Here is a 25,031-nt window from a genome sequence, read left to right as displayed (position 1 = left end):
CCCCCTTCACTTTTCGATGAGTTTCACGGAGAATTCATTGATCACCTGAATCCGCTCAAGCATATAATGATCGGGATCGCCCTCTGTTCGTTCCAATCGATAGAAGTGATCACCTGCCAGAAATAAAGCCACCTCATCCGGCTTCAAATGATTGGTGTAAATGTGATCCACTGGAACATCCAACTCACGTGACAGCTGCCGCATCTGATTGAGCACGCCGCGGTATTCATTTTGTACATGCTCACGGTTCAGCCAATCATTCACTTGGATTCCCGCAAGCAAGATAATCAGAATCCCAGCTAAAAAAATGATCTCCGTATATTTATGGGGCATCCGTCTTTTTCTAAAGCGGAGAATAAAGAAAAAAATAATGAGAAGCAGCGCTGCCATAAAACCAAACTGTACAAAAGCTGCCGTATGAGTTTGACCTTCGATGTAGTCATAGCTGTAAAAATTCAGTGCGACCATCCTCTTTGTCAAAAATTCATTCATCTCTAGTATGGCTAGGAACACTTTTTTTCATGAATGCTGCATGCCACAAAAACTCCGACAAATAGGCGGTCGGAGTTTCAGAGACACCGTTTTATAGAAACACACAAAATAAATCAAATGATTCACGTGACTCATTGATTTCAAGCAATACGACGCTTTGCAAACGATTCCCACATCGATAACGCCTTGCATTGCCCTTCGCCTAAAACAACGTGTTCCAAGTTTCTGGTCCTACGATGCCATCTACAGAAAGATTATGGCGTCGCTGATAGGCTTTGACTGCTTTCTTGGTCGCAGGTCCAAAGACTCCGTCTACTGAAAGCGACAGGGCACGTTGGATTCTTTCCACATCACGGCCGCGGCTTCCCCGTTTGATGATGTGTCCCGGGTACGGAACTACAGCCAAACCACCTCTTAGCGCCTGACTGAGTGCAATTTGGGTTTGCAGGCCGACAATTCCGTCCACCGTAATTCCTGAGTCACGCTGCAGTGCACGAACAGCGGCTTCTGTTGCTACACCGAAGACTCCGTCCGCACCTGCACTACCCACACTGTATCCGGCATGAATTAAATTCTGCTGCACGACTTTGACCGTTGAACCGCGACTGCCTCTTCGCAGCAACGAAGCAGTCTGAACGGATGAAGGGGCAGCTTCTTTTTTCGGACTTGCCACTTTTGGACTTGCCGCACGCGACTTTTTTGACGTGATGGTGCTTCCTAAGATGCCTTCTGCAATGGCCCGACCAATTGCATCGGTATGGGTAGAAACGAAAGTTGCATCGCTTTGATGATCCACGAAGCCGCATTCAACCAGAATCGCAGGAGCAGTCGTATTGCGCAGAACATATAAACTCGAATTCGTGTGGACGCCGCGGTTTTTTAATCCCGTTACCGCGCAAACTGCATTGAGCACACGCTGCGCAACCCCATTTGTTCGTATATCGGGTTGGTAAACCTCAATCCCCGTTCCACCGCCTGCATTTAAATGGATCGAGACGACTAAACTGAGATTAGTGTGGCTGTTTATTTTGCGCACAATTGCAGCAAGATTCTCGTTTTGTGTTTTTGCTTGGTCATCCGTATCATCGTAGACCGTATGACCTGCTGCTCGAAGATCGTTGATAACCGCGTTCTTGATTTGCCGATTAACGACTTCTTCCTTGATAAACCCCTGAGCACCAGGAACAAAGGAATTATGTCCGGCATGAATACTGTATTTAGCCATTATTAAACAACCTCCTTCTCTTATGTGTATGCACATCCTAGGGATGCCGAAAGTTAGAACACCTATTATGTAGAAAAAGACACACATGCCTGGTGAAGCGCACAAAGAAAAAGCAGCCGCTTCAGCGAGGAAACCCCTCGAAAACGGCTGCTCCATTCTTTATTTAACCTTTTGCGGTTCTTCATACATTCAGATAATAAAATTGCGCGATCAAGCGTCCCCTGTACTGCACTTCTCATCATACTCCATTAGCATGAGACTGCTCAACTGATTACAAATTCGATGAGGCAAAGACATGATCGATCGTTTGGTAATCCTCATCCCGAAGCGCTGTAGAAACACTTGCCACATTCGCCAGCAGTTGTTCCGGTGTACGCGCCCCGGGAATCACGGGTCCGATCAGCGGATTCTTCATGTACCAAGCAAGAACAAGTTGTGCCGTTGTGACACCATAGTGCGAAGCGATCGGTTTCAGCTTTTCAACTTTTTCAACATTTCGCTTCAATTGATCCGGTTGATACAAATCAATCGTCAGACGGTGATCGCCTGCTTCAAAATGCGGCAAGTTATCCGGGTTGTAGCGTCCGGTCAAAAGTGCGGCAGCAAACGGTTCATAAGGCACAAAGGTAATCCCACGCTCCTTCAGATAAGGGACGACTTCACGCATCGCATCCTGCTGCAGCAAATTGTATTGATTTTCGACTAAATCAACATAACCGTCTGCATCAGCTTCTTTAATTTGTTCCAAGCTAAAATTCGAAATGCCGATTGCCCGAATCTTGCCCGCTTCTCTCAAACGCTGAAGCGCTCCGACCGCTTCTGCCTTCGGCGTGTCCTGATCTGGAAAATGGATATAAAAGATATCCAAATAATCGGTCTGCAGTCGTTTCAGACTTTCATCAACTGCTTGCGTCAGAAATTCAGGATTATTACTCAACGTGACAGCGCCATCCGCAGCAATTTGCTGCGCGCCTTTCGTTGCCAAAATTACTTTTTCACGATCATTGTTCTTCAGCACGTCACCGATCAGTTCTTCAGAATGACCGAGCCCGTACATAAATGCGGTATCAATCATTTCAACCTCGTGGTCAATGGCCGTTTGAACCACCTGCTTTCCCGTCTCATCATCAAGATTGGGAAACAAGTTATACCCACCAATTTTATTTGTTCCAAGCCCAAGTGGATTTACAGTTAGTTCCGTTCGACCGATTTTCACCTTTTCCATTAAATCACCAGCTTCATACGAGAATAACTTTAGCGTAAAAAAGGATGGCACTGCTTGTCAAAAATTATGCCTGCTTTGAACAGACGATCGTTTTTTGCAAATTGGCTAAAAAAGCTTGAAAAGCCAACCGATTTAGCGTAGACTTCAAGACAATCAAATCAATGAATCAATCATTCTTATCTAGAGAAGCCGAGGGACTGGCCTGATGACGCTTCAGCAACCGTCGTTTTGCGACAAGGTGCTAATCCCAGCCGGCATTTAAAACGCCGGAGGGATAAGAAGAGACCCGAACGCACAGTCTTCTTATTCCCAAATAAAGAAGACTTTTTTATTTGCTCTAAAGCACCCGGTTGATCACTTAGGTCTCCTGCATGATGAATGATTGTGCCATAAAAATTGAGGAGGATAAAGAAATGACCGTAAGCACAGCAAAAAAAGCGCCATTCCGTTTCGACCAAGTAGGAAGTCTCTTGCGTCCACAAGCATTGAAAGAAGCACGAGAAGCCTTTCATGAAGGAAAAATTGACCAAGCTGCACTGACCAAAGTCGAAGATGAGGAGATCAAGAAAATCGTCGATAAGCAAATTGCATTAGGACTAAAAGCCGTAACCGACGGTGAATTTCGTCGCAGCTGGTGGCATTTGGATTTTCTCGCCAATCTCAACGGCGTTGAGACCTATTCACAACATGAAAGCTATAAATTTAAAGGTGCAAAAACGCGTGACACCAACGTCCGCTTCGTCGACAAAGTTGCCTACAATCCGAACCATCCATTCTACGAGGCATTTACATACTTGCAGCGTATCGTACCTGAAGGCGTGCTGGCAAAACAAACGATCCCAAGTCCTACACTCTACTTCCGTGACCACCGAGATGATCAAGCGGTTAACTTCTATGAAACACGTGCCGACTTCTTAGCAGATCTCGCAACCGCCTATCGGCAAACGATCCTGCATTTCTACGAACTTGGCTGCCGCTATCTTCAACTCGATGACACGACTTGGGCCTTCCTGATCGACCGAATCAGCAATGCAAAAAGCAATGAAGAAAAAGCAAGCGCTGAACAAATCGCACAAGATGGTGTCACGGTGATCAACGCTGCAGTCAAAGATCTTCCTGAAGATTTAACGGTCACCATGCACATTTGTCGCGGCAACTTCCGCTCCACCTTCCTGTTCTCCGGTGGCTACGGACCGGTTGCTTCCTATCTCGCACAGCTTAACATCGACGGCTATTTTCTCGAATATGATAATGAACGCGCCGGCGACTTTGCGCCGCTTGGAGAAATTTTCCAAAATGGTGCTGACAAAAAGGTTGTTCTAGGTCTGATAACGTCCAAGTTTCCTGAACTGGAATCTGAAGAAAAGCTGCAAAAACGGATTGAAGAAGCAGCCACTTTTGTTCCATTAAAAAATCTATGTTTGTCCACACAATGTGGTTTCGCATCCACTGAAGAAGGCAACAAGTTAACTGAAGCTCAGCAATGGGCGAAATTAAAACGTGTTGTCACAACTGCAAAAAAAGTATGGACTGATCAATAAAAATTAACCGCACTGAATAACGAAAAATGAGCCTCTGAAATCAAATCCTTGGGATATGATTTTAGGGGCTCTTTCTATAGATTGAAGATTCTTTTTCCACTATTTCTGGTTCAGTTCAGAAAAATAAAGTGATCAGATAAGCGGCTAACCCTGCCAGAACGCTATAGAGGATGGCAGGAGCAACGGTCTTACGAATAATCTCGCCTTCTTTGCCGGCAAGTCCGACAACGGCACTTGCAGCAACGACGTTATGAATACACATCATGCTGCCCGCTGAACCGCCGATCACTTGCAAGGCCAGTACAAGCCGCGGATCAAGGCCCGCATCCATCGCAACATCAAATTGAATTGGGGAGAATGTTAGATTGGATACCGTTCCGCTTCCGGTAATAAACGAACCCAGTTCCCCAAGAAAGGGAGCAGCGGCCAGCCAAATCCCGCCAAGACTTCCCGAAAAAGCTTGGGCAATATACTCCGGCATGCTGACGAGATCCTTTGTTGTCAGTCCGGAATTACTGAATACTTGAACCATAATTAAGGTTGCAACCAAGGCAATTGCCGTTGTTTTCATCGAGCGAAGCGAAATTTTAGCACCCCATATGAACGCTTCGGCCGGTGTCCGTTGAAAAATGAGTGCCAGAAGTGCCGAAACCGTTAAGATCGTTCCTGGTGAGTACAACAGCTTCCATTCAGAATGAACTTCTTTAATCCCAAGGATGTTATTCCATGACAGGTCGAACGCAGTCGTCGCAACATGATGGATCGGCGGCACAATACGTGTAAGCAGCAGTAGAATAACTACCGCAATATAAGGTGCCCAAGCAGCAAGCAGGCTCATGGTCTGCGGTTCGGTATCTTCTTTAAAATCACTGCGAAGCGCGCCCTTCCATTCTTTTTTCGGAAGCAGCCAACCGCGCGCGGCCGTAATTGAAGCTACGGCCAGTGCTGTAATGGAAGCCAAAATCGAAACAAATTCATAGCCAAAGAAAAATGCATACGCGAGCGCAGACCATGTATATGAAAAGCCGACAACCAGCGCCCATGGGAGCATCGAACGCAACACACCTTTTTCCTTCTCCTGTGCATTGGTGAAAAAACGCGTCAGTACATAGATTAATAAAACAGGTAGAAACGAACCGGCAAAAAGATCAAGAATCGTAATGGTTTGTCCAATTTCACGGAAAAAGTCGGGGTTACTCGTAACAATGTTGCTTAAACCAACCGAAATCGGCGTACCCACCGCGCCAAAAGATACCGCTGTGCTGTCCGAGATCAGTGCGAGCGTCACTGCAGCCGCCGGCGGAAAGCCAATCGCAATCATTAGCGGAGCCGTAACCATTGCCGGCGTTCCAAAGCCCGCCGCTCCCTCGATCAACGACCCAAATAGATAGGCAATGATCACCGTCTGAACACGCATATCACCGGAAATATAGGTGAAGCCGCGATTGATCCGTTTAATGGCACCGGTACGCTGAAGCGTGTTTAGCAAAACTAAAGCGCCGAATAGAATCCATAAGATCGTCAGCGTCTTATGCGCGCCTTGTAACACTGAAGAAAACAAGGCTTGCGGACTCATGCCCCAGATAAAATAGGCAGCGAGCCCTACCAGCAGCGCACTCAAAGGCATTCCTTTTGTTGCCGGAATGTTCAACAAGACAAGAAATAAAAATGGAATAATGATTGCACTCAGCGCGATTAAAAGCAAATGCAGCGTCGCCTCCCTTTTATTCAACACGATTCCTCTGATTTTAAATCCTAATCTACCTTCTATTATACACGAAATGGGTCGATCTTTATGCGATGATTACGTACACGACCACTTTACGAATAATCAGCAACTCACAGCAAAATAGGTGCAGGCTTCGCACTTTTCACGTAAAATGAATAGTGTATGATTTAACCAAAAATAAACATAGTATTATGATCCTTCTTTTGAAAGGAATGAGTATCCTGTTTAATGATATCTTTCTGAGGGCGTGCCGAAAAGAAGCTGTACCGTTTACCCCTGTTTGGTTCATGCGGCAAGCGGGACGCTATCAGTCGGAATACAGAGCAATACGCGAACGCTATTCTTTTTTTGAAATCAGCCACCATCCGGATGTATGTGCCAAAGTGACGCGCCTTCCTGTTGAAAAACTCGGTGTTGATGCGGCGATCCTTTTCGCCGATATCATGACCCCGCTTAAAGCACGCGGCTTGAAGGTTGAGATTGTTGAAGGTGTCGGGCCGGTATTCAACCATCCGATTCGTACAGGCGCCGACTTTTCTCATTGGAGGTCGCTCGATGCGGCAAGTGATTTGCCTTATGTTCTTGAAACCGTTCAACTGCTCCATCAACAATTAAATGTGCCTTTGATCGGCTTTGCGGGTGCCCCGTTTACGCTCGCAAGTTATCTTATTGAGGGCGGACCGTCGAAGAATTATCATCGCACCAAGGGGTTCATGTATGCCCATCCAGAAGACTGGGCGGCACTCATGGAAGATTTGGCGGAAATGACGCTGAATTATCTGCATGCACAAATTCGCTGCGGGGCGCAAGCGGTACAAGTCTTTGATTCATGGGTTGGAGCACTCAGCGCAGAAGACTATCATCGCTATCTCGCACCAACGATGCAGCGGATTTTTTCTGAGCTAAAGAAAACGCATGCGGTAAGTTTGTACTTTGCTGCTGGAGCCGGACATCTTTTACCTGAATGGAATCAGCTCCCGATTGATGTGCTCTCCATTGACTGGCGGACAAGTTTCGCTGATTTTGGGCAGCTGGGCATCGAAAAAGCGATTCAAGGAAATCTCGATCCATCGCTACTTCTTGCGCCGCTTCCGATGCTGAAGGAACGCGCAAAGCGGCTCTTAGAAGAAAGGAACGGAAAGCCCGGATATATTTTTAACCTTGGTCATGGGATCTTTCCTGAAGTGAGTGAGGACAAATTACTTGCACTGACCCAATTTGTTCACGCATATTCCCAGCAGTTGGGGTCCCAGTAACATGCAGGCAACAAAATAAAGGTTAAGCGTTCTCGGTGACTGAAATCCGGTTGTCAACTGGATTCCCGGCACCGAGTTTTTCTTAGTAAAAAACCCGGACAGCTGTTTGTCCGGGTTCATTCATTCTTTATTCTTTTCCAGCTCATTCTTCACGAAGCCAACGGATCGCATCCTTTGCATGATAGGTAATAATCATATCGGCTCCGGCACGTTTCATCGCGGTCAACGATTCAAGAACCACCGCTTTTTCATCGATCCACCCATTGAGCGCTGCTGCTTTGACCATCGCATATTCACCGCTGACGTTATAGGCAACGAGCGGAATATTGGTTTGATTGCGCACATCGCGCAGTACATCAAGGTAAGGCAATGCTGGTTTGACAATGAGGAAATCAGCGCCTTCCTTAATATCTGATTCAGCTTCGCGCAGCGCTTCTCTACGGTTCGCCGGATCCATCTGGTACGTTTTGCGGTTGCCGAATTTCGGTGCACTTTCCGCTGCATCACGGAACGGTCCAAAGTAACTGGATGCATATTTAACTGCATAGGACATGATCGGAATTTGCGAGAACCCTGCTTCATCAAGTGCTTGGCGAATACTGATCACAAAACCATCCATCATATTGGAAGGAGCAATGATATCCGCACCGGCTTCTGCCTGTGATACAGCTGTTTTAGCGATATAGGTCAGACTTTCGTCGTTATCCACGTCGCCATTATGGATGATGCCGCAGTGACCGTGATCCGTATATTCACACATACATGTATCGGCAATCACAACCAGGTCCGGATACTTCTGTTTCGTTTGCCGGATTGCCTTCTGGACAATGCCTTGTTCATCATAGGCACCGGAGCCGACCGCATCCTTCACTTTAGGAATGCCGAAAAACATGATCGATGGAATACCAAGCGCAACCACTTCGTCAAGCTCTTCGTCCAATCGGTCGAGCGAGTACTGGTAAACATTTGGCATCGATTTGATTTCCGACTTAATATTGCTGCCCTCTTCCGTCACAAATATAGGATAGATAAAGTCCGCAGGCCGCAAGAACGTCTCCCGAACCATTGTTCTGAGTACTGAGGTTCTTCTGAGACGACGATGACGGTCAAAGTTAAGATTGCTGTTCATTTTGATGACTTCCTTCTTTATTTAAATAGTAAGTTGCCAGTGCGTTAATCATGCTTGCCGCTGTGAACGTTTCCGGAACGACATCCGCAACAACACCAAGCTTTTCAAGTGAATCGGCCGTTGTCTTGCCGATCACTGCCACAACGCAGCGGTTTAAAGCACTGCGCCATCGTTTTTCGGGCAAGAGTTCGGTAAAAAAGTGAACGGCGGATGGACTCGCAAAAGTGATCGCCGACAGCCGGTTGGATACAGCTGCTTCTTCAAGTTGCTTTTGACTCGCCTGATCCGCAATCGTTTGATAGAGAACACGGCTCGCCACCTTGATCCCCAAGTGATTGAATCCATTAAGAAGTGTTCGGTTTGATAAAGAACCGTGCGGAATCGCGACTTGCTCAGCGGCCAATCGACCATTGCGGAACGCTTCAAGCAGTGCCTGTCCTGTATAAGGCTTGGGGATAAAATCTGCATGGAGCCCGTAGGCTTCAAGCCGTTCCCCGGTCTTTTTGCCAACAGCAGCGATTTTGACGCCGTGCATCCGATCGGATTGATCAAGCAGATCCATAAAAAAGTCCAGACTGTTCTGACTGGTAAAAATCAGCCAGTCCGAATGCTGAACAGCCTGCAGCCATTTCATGCGCTCGGTGTGGGAAAAGGATACCCGGCGATAGGCAACGAGCGGCACAGGCAGCGGTTCACCGCCGTATCTGCGAATGTGTTCACACAGGCTGCCACATTGGCTCGTCGCACGCGTGACCAGCACCTGTTTTCCCTTTAACGTTAACGCGTCGTCCCCACGTTCATCCTGCATTTGGATCACTGCCTAGTTGTTTCAGAACCGTACCGGCACCTTGGTGAAGCAACGCTTCCGCCGCTTCTGTGCCCAGCTTCTCCGGATCCTCGCCCACGCGGCACGTCTTAAATACTTCTTTTCCATCAACAGAAGCAACCAACCCGGTCAGTTCCAGCTTGGTATCGGCACGGCGTTTGCACAAGGCAGCAATCGGCACCTGGCAGCTGCCGTTCAAACGCGTTAACAATGCACGCTCCGCGCGAACAGTAATCTCAGTATCCGGATCATTGATGGTTTGCAGCAAAGCTTTGAGCTCTTCATCGGACGAACGGCACTCGATCGCCAGTGCGCCCTGGCCAACCGCCGGAAGCATTTCATCGAATGCGAGCGGATGATTTTTTTCATGAACACCAAGTCGTTTCATTCCCGCCGCAGCAAGAATAATCGCATCAAAATCGCCGGATTTCAACCGGCCAATCCGTGTATCGACATTGCCGCGCAATGGCTGTACATTCAAATCAGGACGGAGGCTGAGCAGCTGTGCTCCGCGGCGCAAACTGCTTGTCCCCACAATTGCCCCGGGTTCAAGACTGTCCAGCCCATCTCCAGAACGTGTCAGCAACACGTCACATGCGTCTTCCCGCATTGGAATGGAAGCAATCTCTAAACCCCTTGGCAATTCCGCCGGCATGTCTTTCATACTGTGAACCGCAAAATCGATTGCGCCATCCAATAAGGCACGCTCAATTTCTTTAACAAACAATCCTTTTCCGCCAACTTTGGACAGCGTCACATTTAGAATTCGGTCGCCTTTGGTTACGATATGGCGGATCGCAAAGGCAAATTGGTCTGATTTATCGCTCAGATTATGGATGACCTGCTCGCTTTGAACCAAAGCAAGCTTGCTTTTTCTTGATCCAACCTGAATCGTCCTCATTTTCTCGCCTCTCTCGTTACTCGCTCAGTCCAGCGTGCTTAACCAATAGTCGTTGGTTTGAGCGTTTCGTGTTCCGCTTTTTCAATTCGGAACTCCGTCACCTTTTCTTCTTCTTCTGACTGGCCGCGCTGAGGCACATCCCCGTCGATATTAAAAATTTCAGCAAAGTGGTCAATGGCATGTTTGCCATGTTCATGACAGGCTAATTCTTTAATATTATTTATCGGATCGCGCAAGAGCTGATTAATCATGCTCTTCGCCTGTTTGCTGACCACTCTGCGTTCCCGCTCCGTCATTTCCGGCAGCTTATTTTCAATCCGCTTCATCGTATCCGAATGGATCGCCAATGCTTTTCTGCGCAACGCAGAAATCACCGGGACAACGCCCAGTGTGTGCAGCCATTCACTATATTTCCCTTGCTGCTGTTCAATGAATCCCTCAATCTGTTTCGCTGCACGTCGGCGTGCGGCACGATTTTCATCGACAATTCGGTCCAGATCATCGACATCAAACAAAGATACGCCATCCATATATGCCGTGACTGGATCAATGTTTCTTGGCACGCCGATATCGACCAATACAAGCGGCCGGCGTTTTCGTTGATCAAGAATCGGCTGAAGTTGCGCTTCCGTAATTAAATAGCCAGGTGCTGAGGTAGAAGCAAAAACAATATCGCACTGTTTCATTTGCTCGCCGAGCGATTCGAGTGAAGCCGAATTCGCCTGTGCCTGTTTCGCCAGCCCATCCGCTTTTTCCTTGGTCCGGTTTACAATGGTCAGCCGGCGAACGCCGCTGCTCGACAAATGCTTCTGCGCCAGTGTGCCCATTTCTCCAGCGCCAATCAACACCACCGATTTATTTTCTAACGGTCCAAAATAATCCTGAATCAGCTTGACTGCTGCATAACTGATCGAAACCGGATGATCGTTGATCTGCGTGACGTCCTGCGCATGCTTTGCAACCGTAAGTGCTTCTTTAAAAAGTTCATTAAAGAATGTTCCGGTTGTCCGGCATTGCTGCGCATGTACAAAGCTCTCTCGCACCTGTCCAAGAATTTGAGTCTCACCGAGCACCATTGACTCCAAACCGCATGTAACCCGAAACAAGTGTTGGATGGCTTCCTGATCTTCCTGGATGATCAAATAAGGCGTTAACGCTTCCAAGGAAATACCGAACCACTCAGCAAAAAATTTCTTACTGTAATAGCGTCCCGTATGGAGCTGATCGGAAACAACATACAGCTCCGTCCGATTGCACGTCGAAAGGATAACATCTTCAAAAATACTTTTTGTTTGCCTCAGTTCTGAAAGTGCCCGCTCCAAATCCTCAGGCTGAAAGGTCAGCTTTTCTCTTATTTCCACCGGAGTGTTTCGATGATTGACGCCAATTGCCAAGATATGCATGAAACGACTCCCTCCGAATCCTTTAATTCACCGAATAGGAACACGAATAAATGCTGTCTAAATTCCATATTTACGGTACCAAATCGAGAAACCAAAATCAAAGTATAAGCGTCAAAAAAAGTGATAAATATCACCATCAAGTCACAAAATGTTCACATATTGTCTATTATAATCCCCGAGTCAAGCGGTAGGTATGAAGGAACAAGCCATGGACATCGCGTAAAGAACGCCTAAAAATCGTTAATGATTCAGATGCATCCGCTCGCGAAAGGCTTTGACCTTACTCCTGCTGACCGGGAGTTCCGCATTTAGATCATTCAGTCGAACAAGATACGTTTGATTAAACCAAGGCACAATTTCGCGGATTTTTGAAAGATTAACCAGATAGGAACGATGGCAGCGGAAAAAAAGCGAATCGGGAACCATTTGCTGAAACTCGGACAAACTCATCGGCATCGTATAGTGGGCATCATTGGTATAGACAAGCGTTACTTTTTCGCGAGCTTCTGCGTAGTAGATCGCATTGACCTCTTTAACAATAATGCGTTCATCCTGGCGCAGGTTTATGCGGACCGGTGTACTCATCGCACCATTTCCAGCACTGCTTCGCTTATCGGTTGGACAGTGGTCACGCTTAAATACCGCTTCAAGCTTTGTCAGCATCGGCGCAATTCGCGCTTCATCATAGGGCTTGAGGATGTAATCGAACGCTTCAAGTTCAAATGCTTTTGCGGCATGCTCCTTATACGCCGTTGTAAAAATGATATACGGTTTCCGTTTGAACTTGCTGATGTTCCCGGCAAGCAGCATGCCGTCGAGCGAAGGAATATTAATATCAAGAAAAATTGCATCCGTTTCATGATCCTGCAAAAATTTCAGCACATCCAGCCCATCTTCGAAACAATTCGTGACCTTAATCGAGCTGTAGGTTTGAATCAAGTATGCCAGCTCTTCACGGGCCAGTTGTTCATCTTCTACAATAATCGCGTTCATTGACTCACCTTCTTAATATCGAAAAAAACACCCGTCCCCGGGGACAAAGATCGGACCACAAGCCCTTCTCCATAGATTAACTTGACCCGCTGATGAACGTTCAACAGGCCGATTTTCTTTGCCGGCATTTGATTTTGGTACAGTCGCTCAACAATATTCTGATCAATTCCCGGTCCGTTATCGCGCACATGCACGCGCACGCGATCAGCCATTTTTTGCACGCGAAGGGTCACGCTGCCCGCTCCTTTTGCTTTTAGTGCGCCATGCTTGATCGCATTTTCAACGAGTGGCTGAATCAGCAGGCTCGGAATGTTCAGATCGACGTCCTCAATCTGATAAGTCACTTCAAGCCGCGGACCAAACCGCGCTTTTTCAATTTCTACATAGTCTTTAACCTGCTGAATGGCTTCCTCCATGCTGATCAATTCATCGGTTCGCTCGATATTGGAGCGCATGTAGCCGGAGAGGTGGATGATCAGTGCTCTGGCCTTTCTTGGATCGCGACGAATCAAAGAAGCAATCGTATTCAGTGCATTAAACAGAAAGTGCGGATTGATTTTGGATTGGAGCGCTTGCAATTCCGCCTTGCTTGCCGCCTCCTTGATTTGTTCCAATCGTGAAATTTCAAGCTGCGTCGAAATCATTTGTGACAGACCAATGGCGAGCGACTGCTGCGAATAGGTCATCTTCGTCGCCTTGCGATAGTACATTTTCAACGTTCCCGTAACCTTTTCCCGTTCTTTTAAGGGAATAATCAGCACCGATTGAATCTGCGGCAAATGATGTTCGGAAGCGTCATTGGAAAAAGTAATCGTTCCTTCATGAATGACCTTTTTCGTCAAAGCGCTAACGATTTCCTTACCTACCGTATAACGCTCATCGCCGAATCCGACATAGGCAAGCACGCTTGCTGTATCGGTCATCGCAACGGCGTCTGCATGGATTTCCTGTTTAATAATCCGACAGACTTGCGCCAGCGAGTCTTTATTCACGGAACGGAAGTAGGGCAGTGTTTTGTTGGCAATATCCAGCGACAGTTTCGCTTGCATCGCGGCAATCTTTTCTTTTTCGCCCTCGACGCTCATGACCAGCAGAACGATAAACCCGATGTTGATTTCGCCTAAGATCATCGGCAATGCAATCCGCGAGACGATGCTCCATCCTTGCTCCGTCGACCCGGACATCAGCAAAATCAGCAGCATTGTCAGCAGTTCACAGAACATACCGCCAGCAATGCCGTAAATCCAGCGCTGCGACTTCTTCACGCTGCGATGAATCCAGACCGATACCAAGCCGGCAAAGGTACTCGTGATAAAGCAAGGGAGTGCCGTCACACCGCCGATATCAATCAAATAACGGTGCAAACCGGCGACCACACCGGTGATAATTCCGACCACCGGACCAAAAAGAATACCGCTTGATACAATCGTGGCGACGCGCACATTCACTAATGAGCCGTCCACATGAATACCGGAATAAGTGCTTAAAATCGCAAACAGACAAAAAATGCTCGTCAGAATGGCCAGCTCCGAAGCAGAATGCTTTTCACGCTGCAAGATTTCCTTAAAGCGCGGCATCCGGGTGACTAAGAACAGGAATACAATCAATAAGGCAGCACGCTCAAACAATTGGAAAAGCATGGTCACAAAAGCGGTCATCGGCAATCCACTCCATTACCCACTCTATATGTAAACGATTTACTCTAATTTTAGCAGACTTTTTCTAAAATGATCATGATGACGAGAAAAAAACGTGTGTACTCATTGGTTGCGCTTCTCCCGTAGCTTTTCTACCTGGAGAAAACGAATAGCTGAGCTCGCCACAACCGCAAAAACAAAGCATCTTGCTAAACGAAGACAAAGTGATCCCAAGTTAAAGTTTCATTCGAAGCTTCCGTTCAGATCATCATTAAACAAAAAAACGTTCTCTCTTCCCTAGTGATTTGTAAGGAAAGCGCAGAACGCGTGGTTAAATATGATCTTATTTGCACTGTTTAATCGCCGCTGCTGCTGCGTTCTTGTACTTTGCGTGCGGAAAACAGATGGACCTTTTTTGTTCCCGGTACGTGAAGCAGCAGCGCAGTCACAGCAGCGAGCACACAGATGACGGCAATGAAGTTGAAGGTCGGTGCAAACCCGCCAAGCATTCCGGAGATAAACGATACGCTTAAGCCGCCAATGCCAAATCCTTGATAGATCATCCCATAATTTCGGCTTTGATTCTTCAATCCGAAGAATTCAGCAACGATTGTCGGAAAGATCGTAATGTTGCCGCCGAAGCAAAAAGCGACGCTGGCGACGCAGATGAAGAACAGGGCAAAGTTCAAAGTAACTTGGCTAAGGATCAAGGCAGCGCCCGCCGTGACGAGTAAAGAGACAGCGATCACTTTTAATCGTTCAAAATGATCCGATGCTGCGCCGAGAATAATCCGTCCGGTTGTGTTAAAGATGGCAACCAAAGCAACGGCATTTGCGGCCGCTGCCGCATCAAGTCCAGCAAGACTGACACCGATGTTGGCAACGCTACCAATCAAGTAAAGTCCGCTCATGCACGCCGTGAAGAGAACGAAGAAGAGCAAGTATGCCTCTTTTGTATGAAGCATTCCGCCAATCGTATAATCCTTTTGCGTTTGCTTGCCGCTCTTCTGCGGTGCGGCTTGTGCCTTAGCTTCTTTGATAAGAAACGCACTCGCGAAAAGCAGAACCATTGAAATCAAGCCCCAGTAAAGGAATGTCTGGACCAATCCTGCGTGAGCAAGGAAAAAACCGAGCACATATTTAAACAACAAACTGCCTGTTCCATATGCACCAACTGCGATTCCGGAAATCAACCCTTTCTTCTCCGGAAAGGATTGGATCGCATTCGAAAGGGTCGTCATGTAGGCGATACCGTTTGAGGCCCCAACGAGAATGCCGGCAAAAATGTAAAGCATCCACAACGATGTCGAGAGAGCACCAATCATCAAACCGACGCCCATCCCCGCCCCGCAAACCATCAGCAGACCACGAATTCCCAGTTTCTTCTGAATACTGCTTGCTGAAAGTGTTGAAAACGACAGTGCGAAACTCATAATGGAGAACGTTGCAGCTACTGCACCGATGCTCCAACCGAATTTGTCGGCGAGTGGCTGATTAAACAAACTCCATGTATAAATGGTTCCTAAACCGACCATGGCAATGATCGTGCCGATAAGTACAGAAAGTCGTGATTCACTTGAGCTTTTCATACGTGTAACTGTCATGAGTATGACCTCTTTTCGCTCCTATTTTGCTGGGAGGGATATGCTTCATCCCTCCCTTTCCTACACTCATAGTGTAGCAATGAAAACACTTTTGGAAGCGTTAACAGAATGAGATGACGACGATTTGGTATGAACGGCTGAAATGCGCGCATCAGCATCAATTGGCATGGTGTGCCAGCATTTCAGCAGCGAAAAGAGGTCTTGTAAGAAAAACCGGGCAAAATACGCCCGGTCCTTAATCTCCAACCATGTGTGATGGACTAGCGTCTTTTCGGTGCTGAATCGCCGCTTCGGTTACTCGCTTGCCGCGGGCGCACCGCGAGCCTCCTCAGACAGGTAGAGGTATCTGCGGGGTCTCGCTGGCACGCTGTTCCCGCAGGCGTCTCGCACCTCCGCTTTGTTTCTCGGCCAAGACACTGGGCTATTGGTTTGAAGACAGGTCAAAATCATATACTTTCTTATCCTGTAAGAAAGACCAAGCTGTGCTTGGTCCTTACTTTCGCAGGCTCTCGCGCTTTCATGACTTGAACTGATCTATTGATGAAATTCCGCTCATCGTCGTACCAGCAAACCCAACTCTTACACTTTCCTTATCCATAAAAAAACGGCATCCATTCAGATGCCTGTTTCGTGAATTGAAGAATAAAAGCGTTTTGCGTCGTTGGTTCAATCGAATCAACTCAAGCGGCGGTCAGTCTTTCTCCTGAAGCAGAAGCTCTGAAAAATGCTTACCCATCTGCAGTGCCTGAGTCTCCTCATCAGGCGACATCGTCACGTCAATTTTCAGACTGGGCAAAACAATTTTTGCCTCCCGTTCAATGAGTTTCTTCTCTAAGGTATCAACGGCTCCGCAAAATAAATCATACGCCGTATCGCCTGATCCAAAGGTTGCCGCCAGCCTCCCCCTTAAGTTCAGCGTATCCAGACCATCATAGAGATCGAGCGCTTCATAAGGAAGATCACCATCTCCGGTTGTTCCGCTGCCAAGCAGAATGCCGTCATACGCCAAGAATTCCTCAGCGTCTGTATCAAATGCATCCTTTACGACCGGATCTAGTCCACCTTGACGTACACCCTCAGCTATTTTTGACGCGATATCCGCTGTGTTTCCCGTTTCACTAGCAAAAATAATGATTACTTTTGGCATCATTCCATCTCCTCTCCTGTCATCATTATTTTATTGATAACGATTATCATTTTCAAGAAAAAAAGAGATTCGCATGGACCATGCGAATCCCATTTACTTATTTGTTTTTTTTCTGTTCCTGTTCTTGTTCCGCTTCTTGCTCAAATTCTTCCGCAAACTCAGTATTTACGTTGTCTGTCTGATTGTTTTTTTCCTGGAAGTTATTCTTCTTTTCTTTGTTCTTACCCATTTTCTTCCACACCTTCTCGTTTAGTTTAGCATTGAGTATGCCGAGAATTAGTGTGGCTTTTCTTAAGCGGTTTATGCATCGCGAATCGATTCTTTTAGAACGCTCCTAGGCTTTTGTACGTGTCCCTTCCTCTAGCGCGTGCATCTAATATTAGTGGGGGGATTGCTTATGAGTAATAAGGATTGTCATTGCGGCAACGACGGCTCCAACGTTAAACCAATTATTTGTGATCCACGATACGTGATCCACAATACTTGCGTGCCAAGATATGTGCCGGTCATTCATCCGGTCATACACATTAATAGGAAGAACATCGTAAACGTTCCGCGACACATTGTGCGGGAATCCGAACGTACAGAAATTGTCGATCCAGGTTATCCAAGCAAGTGTGACGTATGCGACCGCAAACGTTCCTGCTTTGATTTTTGGTTCTGATCATAAAGTCTTTCGATTCTTGGCGAATAAGGGGATGCCTCACGTATTCGTTGTGAGGCATCCCCTTACCGCGTGCTACAGCAAACACAGCAGCGCACTATTTTGTTTATGCGTTTCTATAAAACAATAACCAATTATTTTTCGTGCCGTCCTGCTCGAATTGAATCACATAGCCGTTATAATGAATGATACTGAAGCAAGCGTTTTCCGTTTATTTTCGGCGACAGGTGCATTGCTTCAATGATCTGATCGCGCGTTGTCTTTAGATGGATGACAAAGCTGTAATTATAACGTTTCTGATCTTTAAAGTCATCGGTTTCAATGTTGTCATCGATCTGGAAGGTCTGCCCATTTTTCCGATATACATCGCTTTGAATCTCTTCACGATCAATGTGCCGCTCCGGCTCTCCCCAAAACTTTTTTGACGTCGTCCAAATCAAAGCCATCGTTTAAAGAAAGCGGCATTCCGCTGACTTCCCCATGCTTCAAACCTTTAACAAGTACAACATTTACCGGGATCTGCCTATCATCCGTTGAATGCTGCGCATCCGTGCATCCTGCAAAAAGAGCGCGCATGTTTCTCACATCCGGCACAATTCGAGCAACACAAATGCAATGCGTTTTATTATCTTTTACAAAAACAACTTTATTTTCTTAGCCCATGTTACCATGTGAAGACATAATCCAGCCAAATAATCAGCGAACGAAGCGATGAGCAAGTGGTTGATAAAATAATTGATGAGATAAGAAGTACCGTAACAACGCTGGCCGCGATAATCGGTGCCTATTATCTCATCAAAGATCATCGGAAGCCTCGAAAAAAGAAGCGACGAAGATGATTTTTACCGGGGGAGCAATCCCCCACTCATTTATTATATCATAACCACTTTTTATCATGAAAAAACTTAAAACTGTAGATGTTTTGTTCCTTATTTTATTTCTGTCCTGGCTATCTGATGTTGATTTCTCACACTTGACCATTCTTAAAATAATTGGCTTGATTGCTGTTTGTGTATGGCTTATTCTGTTTCTGCTCAAATTATTTAAAAAGGACTGGTGATACTATGGAAAAGAAAACCAGTGATGCTCAAATAAAAGCGTCTCGAAATTGGGAAGCCAAGAATCGGGAACGTAAACGGTACATGTCTAAAAAGTCAACAGCAAAATCCTTTATTCGTCTCGACGCCGCTCCTGACGATCTCGACGAACTCGAAAAATTGATTGCTGAAAGACGCAGGCAGTTAAAGGAGGAAGCTCAATCATAACTCCTACTCGAGACAAACGAGGATGACGGATAAATAACAAAAACACTGGCCAATGCTAGGATTTTGATTATAAATTTTTGCATCAATCAGGAATTTTTGTGTATAATGTAGACATAAGGAATGTAGAATAAAACCGCCAGTGCATGAACACTGACGGGATGGCAATATCCGCAATAAGAGCGGAACGATGCTTGAACAAATTACACAAATTGAGGGTAATCCGTCTTAGCCACCGTGAATGGCATACGAGACGGATTATTTCTTTTTATTTGACAGCATCAGCACTAGCACTGCAAAACTAATCATTAATGTTAATGATTGGTATACTGTCATAGGCTCCACCCCCTTTCAGAGGGCGTCACCGCATCCGCTCATATGCTTCATCTATTGCCTGTCTGTAATTATATCATATAAGCTTGGTAGACTTAATATAAAAATACCCGTCCATTGTGGGGGTGGATGGGTATTTTGCGTTCATCTCATTTTAGTAAGCTGTGCACAGTATTTCTTTAAATAGCCTTCCGCCGTTTTAAAACTTTTTCCGATCTCGTTCGATAATTCATCAGGCGTCGACTGTGTTCCAAGGCATTTCTCACCTTCTGCTTATATGTCTAAAGGTTTGTTCATTTCAAAAAAAGTCCGTCTCAGTAAGACTAAGACAGTGGGAGGAACAAATTACCAAGCTATAGCTAATAAACCAGTTTGTTTTGAATCAATCTTCAAGATCTACCGTAAATGCTTTTACCATTCGAAGAACATAATCGGGTTGACATTCATGAACGTTTTTTTTCAGCCAATCACTCAACCACTTGACTCTTTCTTCTTCGCTTTTATTACTGTTTATACCAAAGTATTGATAAATCTCACTTGATTCATCCTGAGATAGTCCTAGCTCAACAATATATCTCCCAGATGGATTATAATTCGGGTTTATTTGTTGCAATTCATCATTTAAGTCATCAATGATGTCTCTATACTGATATAAAATTGCTTCTAGAGCTTCTTGACTCTTTTTGTTTGAAAGTGTTATGTCAAAACGTGAAAAGGGCATTTCATTTTCACCCACCTTTTATTATTAAACTAACCAGCTCAAAGTGCCTCTGATACCGGCTGCTAGGGTTCTTGAAGCCTTTTTTTGCATTCCAGTTGCCCGAAGTCCATCATATATAATGTCTTCTATTTTTTTCAAACCACCTTCTTCAGCAGCTGTTACTTTTCTTAATGGTCCTTCCATGTGTTTAAGGGCTTCACCAAATCTAACGGCTGCTTTTCTACCTAGAACACTTCCAACAATCCATTTAGCGACTGTGTAAGCAACTTTAGTACCGCCAACTCGAGGAGCGTATCCACTTGGGGTTGAAGAAGGAGCAGACAAACCTTGTAGTTTAGCATATTCTTTGATCGCAGTAACTTGTTCTGGAGTAAATACTGGATTTCCGTTATTATCAAATTGCAATTCATTATTATCAAAATCAATTAGTGGTTTATTATTAGAAGAAAATTTTTGTTTATTTAATTCATGCGAAGGTGTCACAAATGATTTTATCGATTTTGGAGTGGCAGCGTGTGATGTGGTAGGAAGTGTTATAGATAAAAGCAAAATAGTAGCCATGAATGACAATAGTATTTTATTGGATAAGATTTTTTGAGGCATTTTGATTTTCTTCCTTATACTACTGGTTATTGGTTTTTGAATTACGATGATTTAACAAATAATTTATTTCCTTTATGAAAGAAGAGACTCCCCCTTTTCAAATCAAAATGAAATAATTGCAATATTTCTCCTGCGTCTGTGTTATGTTTTCATTAAATATATTATAATACAATTCATAGGCATGATTACCGCACATTTCATGCGTGACCCCGTATTTTTATGCGGTAGCACGCACGATCGCGTATGCTACTGTGGTAAATCATTACAGCAATAAAAAACCAAACGGAAGTTTAATAGTTTATAGAAAGGGTATATCAAGATAACCTAATCTTTCCCCATTCCCATGCGAAAGCGTGGGATTTTTTATGCAAAAAGAAAACGGGGAACCGCCTAATCGCAATCCCCCCCATTTCTAACTGTCTCGCCAGCCCAGCTCTTGCATTATAATTACTATATGTGTGCCAACATTAGTTTATCAATGACTAGCGCCATGTAGATTTAGGACCACCACACCAATTAAAATCAGCCCAATTCCTAAGATACTCGAAAAATTAATGGGCTCCTTCCAGTATATAACCGCTATTAAACTAGTTAATACAATTCCTAACCCAGACCAAAGAGCATAGGCAATGTTCAAATCAACGCTTTTTAACGTAAGGGATAAAAAGTAAAAGGATAATCCGTAAGATACTAATGAACCTAAAGTAGGTATCAGGCGACTAAAACCGGCAGACATTTTCAATAAATTTGTGCCTATTATCTCACCAACAATAGCCAAGACTAAGAATAAATATCCCATTTAACTATCTCCTCTGCATTGTTTAATTTTGAAAATTAGATTTTGCAGAACTTTTCCATAAAATCTCCCGAGCCATGACAAAGCGTTTAAAAGCATCAATCAAAATGATCACTTTAACGCAATTTTTTATATTTCTAACCAGACTTAATTTTATCATAATTATGTATTCCCGACTTTCGCCGGGCGGTAAAACCTATGTTATTTCTGCACAGGACTCTGCACGACGTTGCAACCCGCTGCCGTAGCCGTCTGCGCAGATGCGGCCTGTTCCTTCACAGTATCTTCGCCATTCGACTTCGCTTCGTCGATCGCTGCAGCGACATCGTCTGCCGTGACATTCTTTAAGCCTTTTTTCTTTAGTACGTCTGCAATTGCCTGTGCGGTCGCGTCCTTGGCTTGTAAATCCAAGAGATGCTCGCAGAGGCATTAACAATTATTTGAATCTTTATAACCATGAACGGCCACACCAGTCGCTCGGCTATCAAACACCGGTTTCTGTTTATCATCAGGGGTAGGTGCGTCCCTCCCCATCCTTGAGAAAGTGTCTGTTTCCTTTGAGAACCTGTCAAGGGGTATCGGCTACGCCCTCCCTGCGGTCGCCCTGGACAGAACCCCAAAGGAAACAGGGCTCAAGGTTAGGATGGGGAAGGCCATCAAATACCCACCTTAAATTTTTCAAATATGTGTCTTGACAATGGGGTCCACTTTAATCAGTCGTGAATTGAAACGAAATCAACAGGGTGATGGTACTTACTCGTCCGTACAGGCCGAGGAAAAGTACCATGCACGACGCGAAGGATGTTGCCGCCAACCTCTACTGGCTAATCCGGAACTTCACGACTTGATTCAGCGGCTTATTCTTGATCACCAGTGGTCTCCCGAACAGATCGATCAGCGGCTTAAACAGGATCATTCTCCTTGGAAGATCAGTTATACGACCATCTATCGTGGGATTGAAGCGCATCTTCTGGATGAGCCTAATCATCAACCTGGGCAACGCGGGATTGCTCGTCGCCTGCGACACCGAGGGAAATCACGCCACGGCAAAGGTTATGAAGAACGTCGTGGCAAAATCAACTACAGTCATTCCATTGATGAACGACCGACTGAGGCTAATGAACGTCGCGTCATTGGCCACTGGGAAGCAGATACGGTCGTTGGAAAAATTGGATCCGAATGCCTGGTAACCCTTGTTGATCGAAAGACACGCTTACTCATTGCCGCAAAGGCCGCGAAGAAAACCGCTAAATGCGTGAAAGAGAAATTAATTGAACTGTTCTCCCCATTGCCTCGACATCAGCGGCTGACCGTAACTCCCGATCGTGGCAAAGAATTTGCTTGGTATGACCAAGTCGCTAAGGCATGCGGCATGACTTTTTATTTTCCCAATCCACACGCGCCTTGGCAGCGAGGAAGTAACGAAAACACTAATGGACTACTAAGAGAATATTTCCCTAAAGGACATGACTTTCGCCAGGACAGCGATGCGTCCATCGCACATGCTGTGAACGAATTAAATCACCGACCTCGCAAATGTTTGGGCTGAAGACTCCTTTTGAGGTCTTTTATAATCAGGCGTTGCACTTAGTTTGACAATTCAAGGTATTAAAAAATCCCTCTACAAAGGGATTTTCGGGTGCTCCACCATCTAGTATCGGATGGTAAATATGGAGACGGTGGGCGTGTAACTCATCTCAAAAAATGCCGCTTTAATACATAATTTTCGAGCTATAAAACGCACTTGCCCTTATTTTGCCCTCATTTATTAACGGAGGGAAATCTTATGAAAAATTGGAATGCATCTGAAGCAATGATCGAAGAAAATAATCGTGCTCTTGTCGCTCTTAGAAAATACGAAGAAGAGCACCGATACAGTTTCGCTGATCGACATGTTTATTGGGCGGTCACTAATGAGATCGAACGGCTTGAAAAACAAAACGTTTGGCTTGCTGAACGGTCTTAAATGGTAAGATAAAGAAAATTGTTCTTTCTATATAAAGAGGCGATCATATGGCTAGATTGCATTACAACAAGCGAATTCCAATTATCAAGAACCTGCTTTACCTGAATTACAGTAGCGGCCGCGGCTGGTCCCTTTCATTTGGCCCACCCGGTGTAAAAATAAATTACGGAATCAATGACCATAAAAAGCAAGTATCTTTTGGTAAAGGCGGTTTCCGATACCGAAAAACTATTTCAAGTGGACGTCAATCCGTCAACAGCAAGAACCGATTAGGTATCAGCCATCGAGTGCTAAAATAGATAAAATGGTGAGTAAATATGTAAAACGGCATTATGACCTGTCCAGCTGTGTTATGAAAGCTCTAGACACAGACCCCGAAATGCCTTCTGCATGGCCCCACGGAGTTCAAATAACGGATAAACACGGACATAAAGAAATCGCCTATTTTGATTATCATACGAATGAAGTAAGAGCATTTTCATTTCCCGATTAGTCTTCTTTCTCATACTTAAGTATGAGATTTTTTTATAAAGAAGTTTTGAAAACCGTTGATTATTATAACACATGTGTCATAATAGAAATATGGACGGAGGTGAGAAAGTGGTTGATAAAATAATTGATGAGATAAGAAGTACCGTAACAACGCTGGCCGCGATAATCGGTGCCTATTATCTCATCAAAGATCATCGGAAGCCTCGAAAAAAGAAGCGACGAAGATGATTTTTACCGGGGGAGCAATCCCCCACTCATTTATTATATCATAACCACTTTTTATCATGAAAAAACTTAAAACTGTAGATGTTTTGTTCCTTATTTTATTTCTGTCCTGGCTATCTGATGTTGATTTCTCACACTTGACCATTCTTAAAATAATTGGCTTGATTGCTGTTTGTGTATGGCTTATTCTGTTTCTGCTCAAATTATTTAAAAAGGACTGGTGATACTATGGAAAAGAAAACCAGTGATGCTCAAATAAAAGCGTCTCGAAATTGGGAAGCCAAGAATCGGGAACGTAAACGGTACATGTCTAAAAAGTCAACAGCAAAATCCTTTATTCGTCTCGACGCCGCTCCTGACGATCTCGACGAACTCGAAAAATTGATTGCTGAAAGACGCAGGCAGTTAAAGGAGGAAGCTCAATCATAACTCCTACTCGAGACAAACGAGGATGACGGATAAATAACAAAAACACTGGCCAGTGCTACGATTTTGATTATAAATTTTTGCATCAATCAGGAATTTTTGTGTATAATATAGACATAAGAGATGTAGAATAAAACCGCCAGTGCATGAACACTGACGGTAGGGCAATATCCGCAATAAGAGCGGAGCAGTGCATCTCACAGCCGAATAGTTTCTACTCGATCCGTTTCAGCCAGTGCAATGGCATATGAGACGGATTATTTTTTTCTATTTGACAGCATCAAGATCAATACCCCGAAACTAATCCATGAGACTTAAAGCTTGAAATACTGTCATTGGCGCCACCCCCTTTCTTGAGGGTGTCACCGCATCCGCTCATATGCTTCATCTATTGCCTGACTGTAATTATATCATATAATCTTGGTAGACTTAACG

The 25,031-nt window shown here is 45.1% G+C and carries 26 protein-coding genes, 1 pseudogene and 1 riboswitch; of the genes and pseudogenes, 9 read left to right on the top strand and 18 right to left on the bottom strand.

Going from position 1 to position 25,031, the window contains the following annotated elements; translation table 11 throughout:
* Positions 1-6 precede the first annotated feature (6 nt).
* The 3 genes from K7399_RS02415 to K7399_RS02405 form a co-directional block, all read right to left on the bottom strand.
* Positions 7-468, bottom strand: a complete 462-nt coding sequence (locus K7399_RS02415) for a DUF3290 family protein (protein WP_028975979.1) — start codon at positions 466-468, stop codon at positions 7-9.
* Between the two features lie 226 nt (positions 469-694).
* A complete protein-coding gene (locus tag K7399_RS02410; protein WP_028975978.1) occupies positions 695-1,717 on the bottom strand; it encodes an N-acetylmuramoyl-L-alanine amidase in 1,023 nt (340 codons plus the stop codon).
* A gap of 271 nt (positions 1,718-1,988) precedes the next feature.
* Positions 1,989-2,942: an aldo/keto reductase gene (locus K7399_RS02405; RefSeq protein WP_028975977.1), complete on the bottom strand. Its 954-nt coding sequence runs from the start codon at positions 2,940-2,942 to the stop codon at positions 1,989-1,991.
* Between the two features lie 173 nt (positions 2,943-3,115).
* A riboswitch (SAM riboswitch) is annotated at positions 3,116-3,223 on the top strand.
* 132 nt (positions 3,224-3,355) lie between these two features.
* Here K7399_RS02405 and K7399_RS02400 point away from each other — a divergent pair.
* Positions 3,356-4,483, top strand: a complete 1,128-nt coding sequence (locus tag K7399_RS02400) for a vitamin B12 independent methionine synthase (protein WP_028975976.1) — start codon at positions 3,356-3,358, stop codon at positions 4,481-4,483.
* A 115-nt stretch (positions 4,484-4,598) separates the two neighbouring features.
* Here K7399_RS02400 and K7399_RS02395 read toward each other — a convergent pair whose 3' ends face one another.
* The gene (locus tag K7399_RS02395) at positions 4,599-6,215 is read right to left on the bottom strand and encodes an L-lactate permease (RefSeq protein WP_223362466.1); all 1,617 of its coding nucleotides are present in this window, start codon (positions 6,213-6,215) and stop codon (positions 4,599-4,601) included.
* Between the two features lie 209 nt (positions 6,216-6,424).
* Here K7399_RS02395 and hemE point away from each other — a divergent pair, with 209 nt between their 5' ends.
* A complete protein-coding gene (gene hemE, locus K7399_RS02390; RefSeq protein WP_028975974.1) occupies positions 6,425-7,468 on the top strand; it encodes a uroporphyrinogen decarboxylase in 1,044 nt (347 codons plus the stop codon).
* A 142-nt stretch (positions 7,469-7,610) separates the two neighbouring features.
* Here the strand turns inward: hemE and hemB are convergent, their stop codons facing one another.
* From hemB to K7399_RS16115, 9 genes are all read right to left on the bottom strand, one after another.
* Complete coding sequence (gene hemB, locus K7399_RS02385) at positions 7,611-8,597, bottom strand: porphobilinogen synthase (RefSeq protein ID WP_028975973.1); 987 nt, start codon at positions 8,595-8,597, stop codon at positions 7,611-7,613.
* The gene (locus K7399_RS02380; RefSeq protein ID WP_028975972.1) at positions 8,581-9,405 is read right to left on the bottom strand and encodes a uroporphyrinogen-III synthase; all 825 of its coding nucleotides are present in this window, start codon (positions 9,403-9,405) and stop codon (positions 8,581-8,583) included. Before K7399_RS02380 ends, hemB begins: the two co-directional genes overlap by 17 nt.
* Complete coding sequence (hemC, locus tag K7399_RS02375) at positions 9,395-10,324, bottom strand: hydroxymethylbilane synthase (protein ID WP_028975971.1); 930 nt, start codon at positions 10,322-10,324, stop codon at positions 9,395-9,397. The genes K7399_RS02380 and hemC overlap by 11 nt, the downstream gene beginning before the upstream one ends.
* Positions 10,325-10,362: 38 nt before the next feature.
* Positions 10,363-11,727 (bottom strand): glutamyl-tRNA reductase, encoded by a 1,365-nt coding sequence (gene hemA / locus K7399_RS02370; RefSeq protein ID WP_028975970.1) that lies wholly within the window; start codon positions 11,725-11,727, stop codon positions 10,363-10,365.
* A 240-nt stretch (positions 11,728-11,967) separates the two neighbouring features.
* Positions 11,968-12,720 carry a LytR/AlgR family response regulator transcription factor gene (locus tag K7399_RS02365; RefSeq protein WP_028975969.1) on the bottom strand — a complete coding sequence of 251 codons (753 nt, stop codon included), beginning with the start codon at positions 12,718-12,720 and terminating at the stop codon, positions 11,968-11,970.
* Positions 12,717-14,378 (bottom strand): sensor histidine kinase, encoded by a 1,662-nt coding sequence (locus tag K7399_RS02360; RefSeq protein ID WP_028975968.1) that lies wholly within the window; start codon positions 14,376-14,378, stop codon positions 12,717-12,719. The genes K7399_RS02365 and K7399_RS02360 overlap by 4 nt, the downstream gene beginning before the upstream one ends.
* 335 nt (positions 14,379-14,713) lie before the next feature.
* Positions 14,714-15,946, bottom strand: coding sequence for an L-lactate MFS transporter (locus K7399_RS02355; RefSeq protein ID WP_028975967.1), 1,233 nt, complete (start codon positions 15,944-15,946; stop codon positions 14,714-14,716).
* A gap of 706 nt (positions 15,947-16,652) precedes the next feature.
* The gene (locus tag K7399_RS02350; RefSeq protein WP_223362465.1) at positions 16,653-17,111 is read right to left on the bottom strand and encodes a flavodoxin domain-containing protein; all 459 of its coding nucleotides are present in this window, start codon (positions 17,109-17,111) and stop codon (positions 16,653-16,655) included.
* Positions 17,112-17,205: 94 nt separating this feature from the next.
* On the bottom strand, positions 17,206-17,337 hold the full coding sequence (locus K7399_RS16115) for a hypothetical protein (RefSeq protein WP_263282749.1): 132 nt from the start codon (positions 17,335-17,337) through the stop codon (positions 17,206-17,208).
* A gap of 168 nt (positions 17,338-17,505) precedes the next feature.
* Between K7399_RS16115 and K7399_RS02345 the strand changes: the two genes are divergently transcribed.
* On the top strand, positions 17,506-17,772 hold the full coding sequence (locus K7399_RS02345; protein ID WP_081791712.1) for a hypothetical protein: 267 nt from the start codon (positions 17,506-17,508) through the stop codon (positions 17,770-17,772).
* Between the two features lie 176 nt (positions 17,773-17,948).
* Here K7399_RS02345 and K7399_RS02340 read toward each other — a convergent pair whose 3' ends face one another.
* A complete protein-coding gene (locus K7399_RS02340; protein ID WP_028975965.1) occupies positions 17,949-18,218 on the bottom strand; it encodes a hypothetical protein in 270 nt (89 codons plus the stop codon).
* 618 nt (positions 18,219-18,836) lie between these two features.
* Between K7399_RS02340 and K7399_RS02335 the strand changes: the two genes are divergently transcribed.
* On the top strand, positions 18,837-19,037 hold the full coding sequence (locus K7399_RS02335) for a hypothetical protein (protein WP_028977442.1): 201 nt from the start codon (positions 18,837-18,839) through the stop codon (positions 19,035-19,037).
* A 712-nt stretch (positions 19,038-19,749) separates the two neighbouring features.
* Here the strand turns inward: K7399_RS02335 and K7399_RS02330 are convergent.
* From K7399_RS02330 to K7399_RS02315, 4 genes are all read right to left on the bottom strand, one after another.
* Entirely contained in the window at positions 19,750-20,088 is a 339-nt protein-coding gene (locus K7399_RS02330) for a hypothetical protein (RefSeq protein ID WP_028977823.1), read from the bottom strand.
* A 24-nt stretch (positions 20,089-20,112) separates the two neighbouring features.
* Positions 20,113-20,691: a hypothetical protein gene (locus K7399_RS02325; protein WP_028977824.1), complete on the bottom strand. Its 579-nt coding sequence runs from the start codon at positions 20,689-20,691 to the stop codon at positions 20,113-20,115.
* 475 nt (positions 20,692-21,166) lie between these two features.
* Complete coding sequence (locus K7399_RS02320; RefSeq protein WP_028977825.1) at positions 21,167-21,490, bottom strand: DMT family transporter; 324 nt, start codon at positions 21,488-21,490, stop codon at positions 21,167-21,169.
* 198 nt (positions 21,491-21,688) lie between these two features.
* Positions 21,689-21,898 (bottom strand): hypothetical protein, encoded by a 210-nt coding sequence (locus tag K7399_RS02315; RefSeq protein ID WP_028977826.1) that lies wholly within the window; start codon positions 21,896-21,898, stop codon positions 21,689-21,691.
* On the opposite strand from K7399_RS02315, the gene K7399_RS02310 reads away from it, so the two are divergent.
* The 5 genes and pseudogenes from K7399_RS02310 to K7399_RS02290 all read left to right on the top strand — a co-directional run bounded on the left by K7399_RS02310 (position 21,868) and on the right by K7399_RS02290 (position 24,599).
* Complete coding sequence (locus tag K7399_RS02310; protein ID WP_414625730.1) at positions 21,868-22,005, top strand: integrase core domain-containing protein; 138 nt, start codon at positions 21,868-21,870, stop codon at positions 22,003-22,005. The genes K7399_RS02315 and K7399_RS02310 overlap by 31 nt on opposite strands.
* Before the next feature lie 194 nt (positions 22,006-22,199).
* A pseudogene (locus K7399_RS02305) lies at positions 22,200-23,083 on the top strand (IS30 family transposase); the annotation flags it as partial.
* A gap of 190 nt (positions 23,084-23,273) precedes the next feature.
* Positions 23,274-23,453 (top strand): hypothetical protein, encoded by a 180-nt coding sequence (locus tag K7399_RS02300; protein WP_028977822.1) that lies wholly within the window; start codon positions 23,274-23,276, stop codon positions 23,451-23,453.
* Between the two features lie 47 nt (positions 23,454-23,500).
* A complete protein-coding gene (locus K7399_RS02295; protein WP_028977821.1) occupies positions 23,501-23,752 on the top strand; it encodes a DUF4236 domain-containing protein in 252 nt (83 codons plus the stop codon).
* Between the two features lie 646 nt (positions 23,753-24,398).
* Positions 24,399-24,599 carry a hypothetical protein gene (locus K7399_RS02290; protein ID WP_028977442.1) on the top strand — a complete coding sequence of 67 codons (201 nt, stop codon included), beginning with the start codon at positions 24,399-24,401 and terminating at the stop codon, positions 24,597-24,599.
* Positions 24,600-25,031 lie beyond the last annotated feature (432 nt).

The organism is Sporolactobacillus terrae (assembly GCF_019930545.1).
GTDB lineage: Bacteria > Bacillota > Bacilli > Bacillales > Sporolactobacillaceae > Sporolactobacillus > Sporolactobacillus terrae.
The sequence above is the reverse complement of the archived record's forward strand: the minus strand, read 5'-3'. Positions and strand labels throughout refer to the sequence as shown.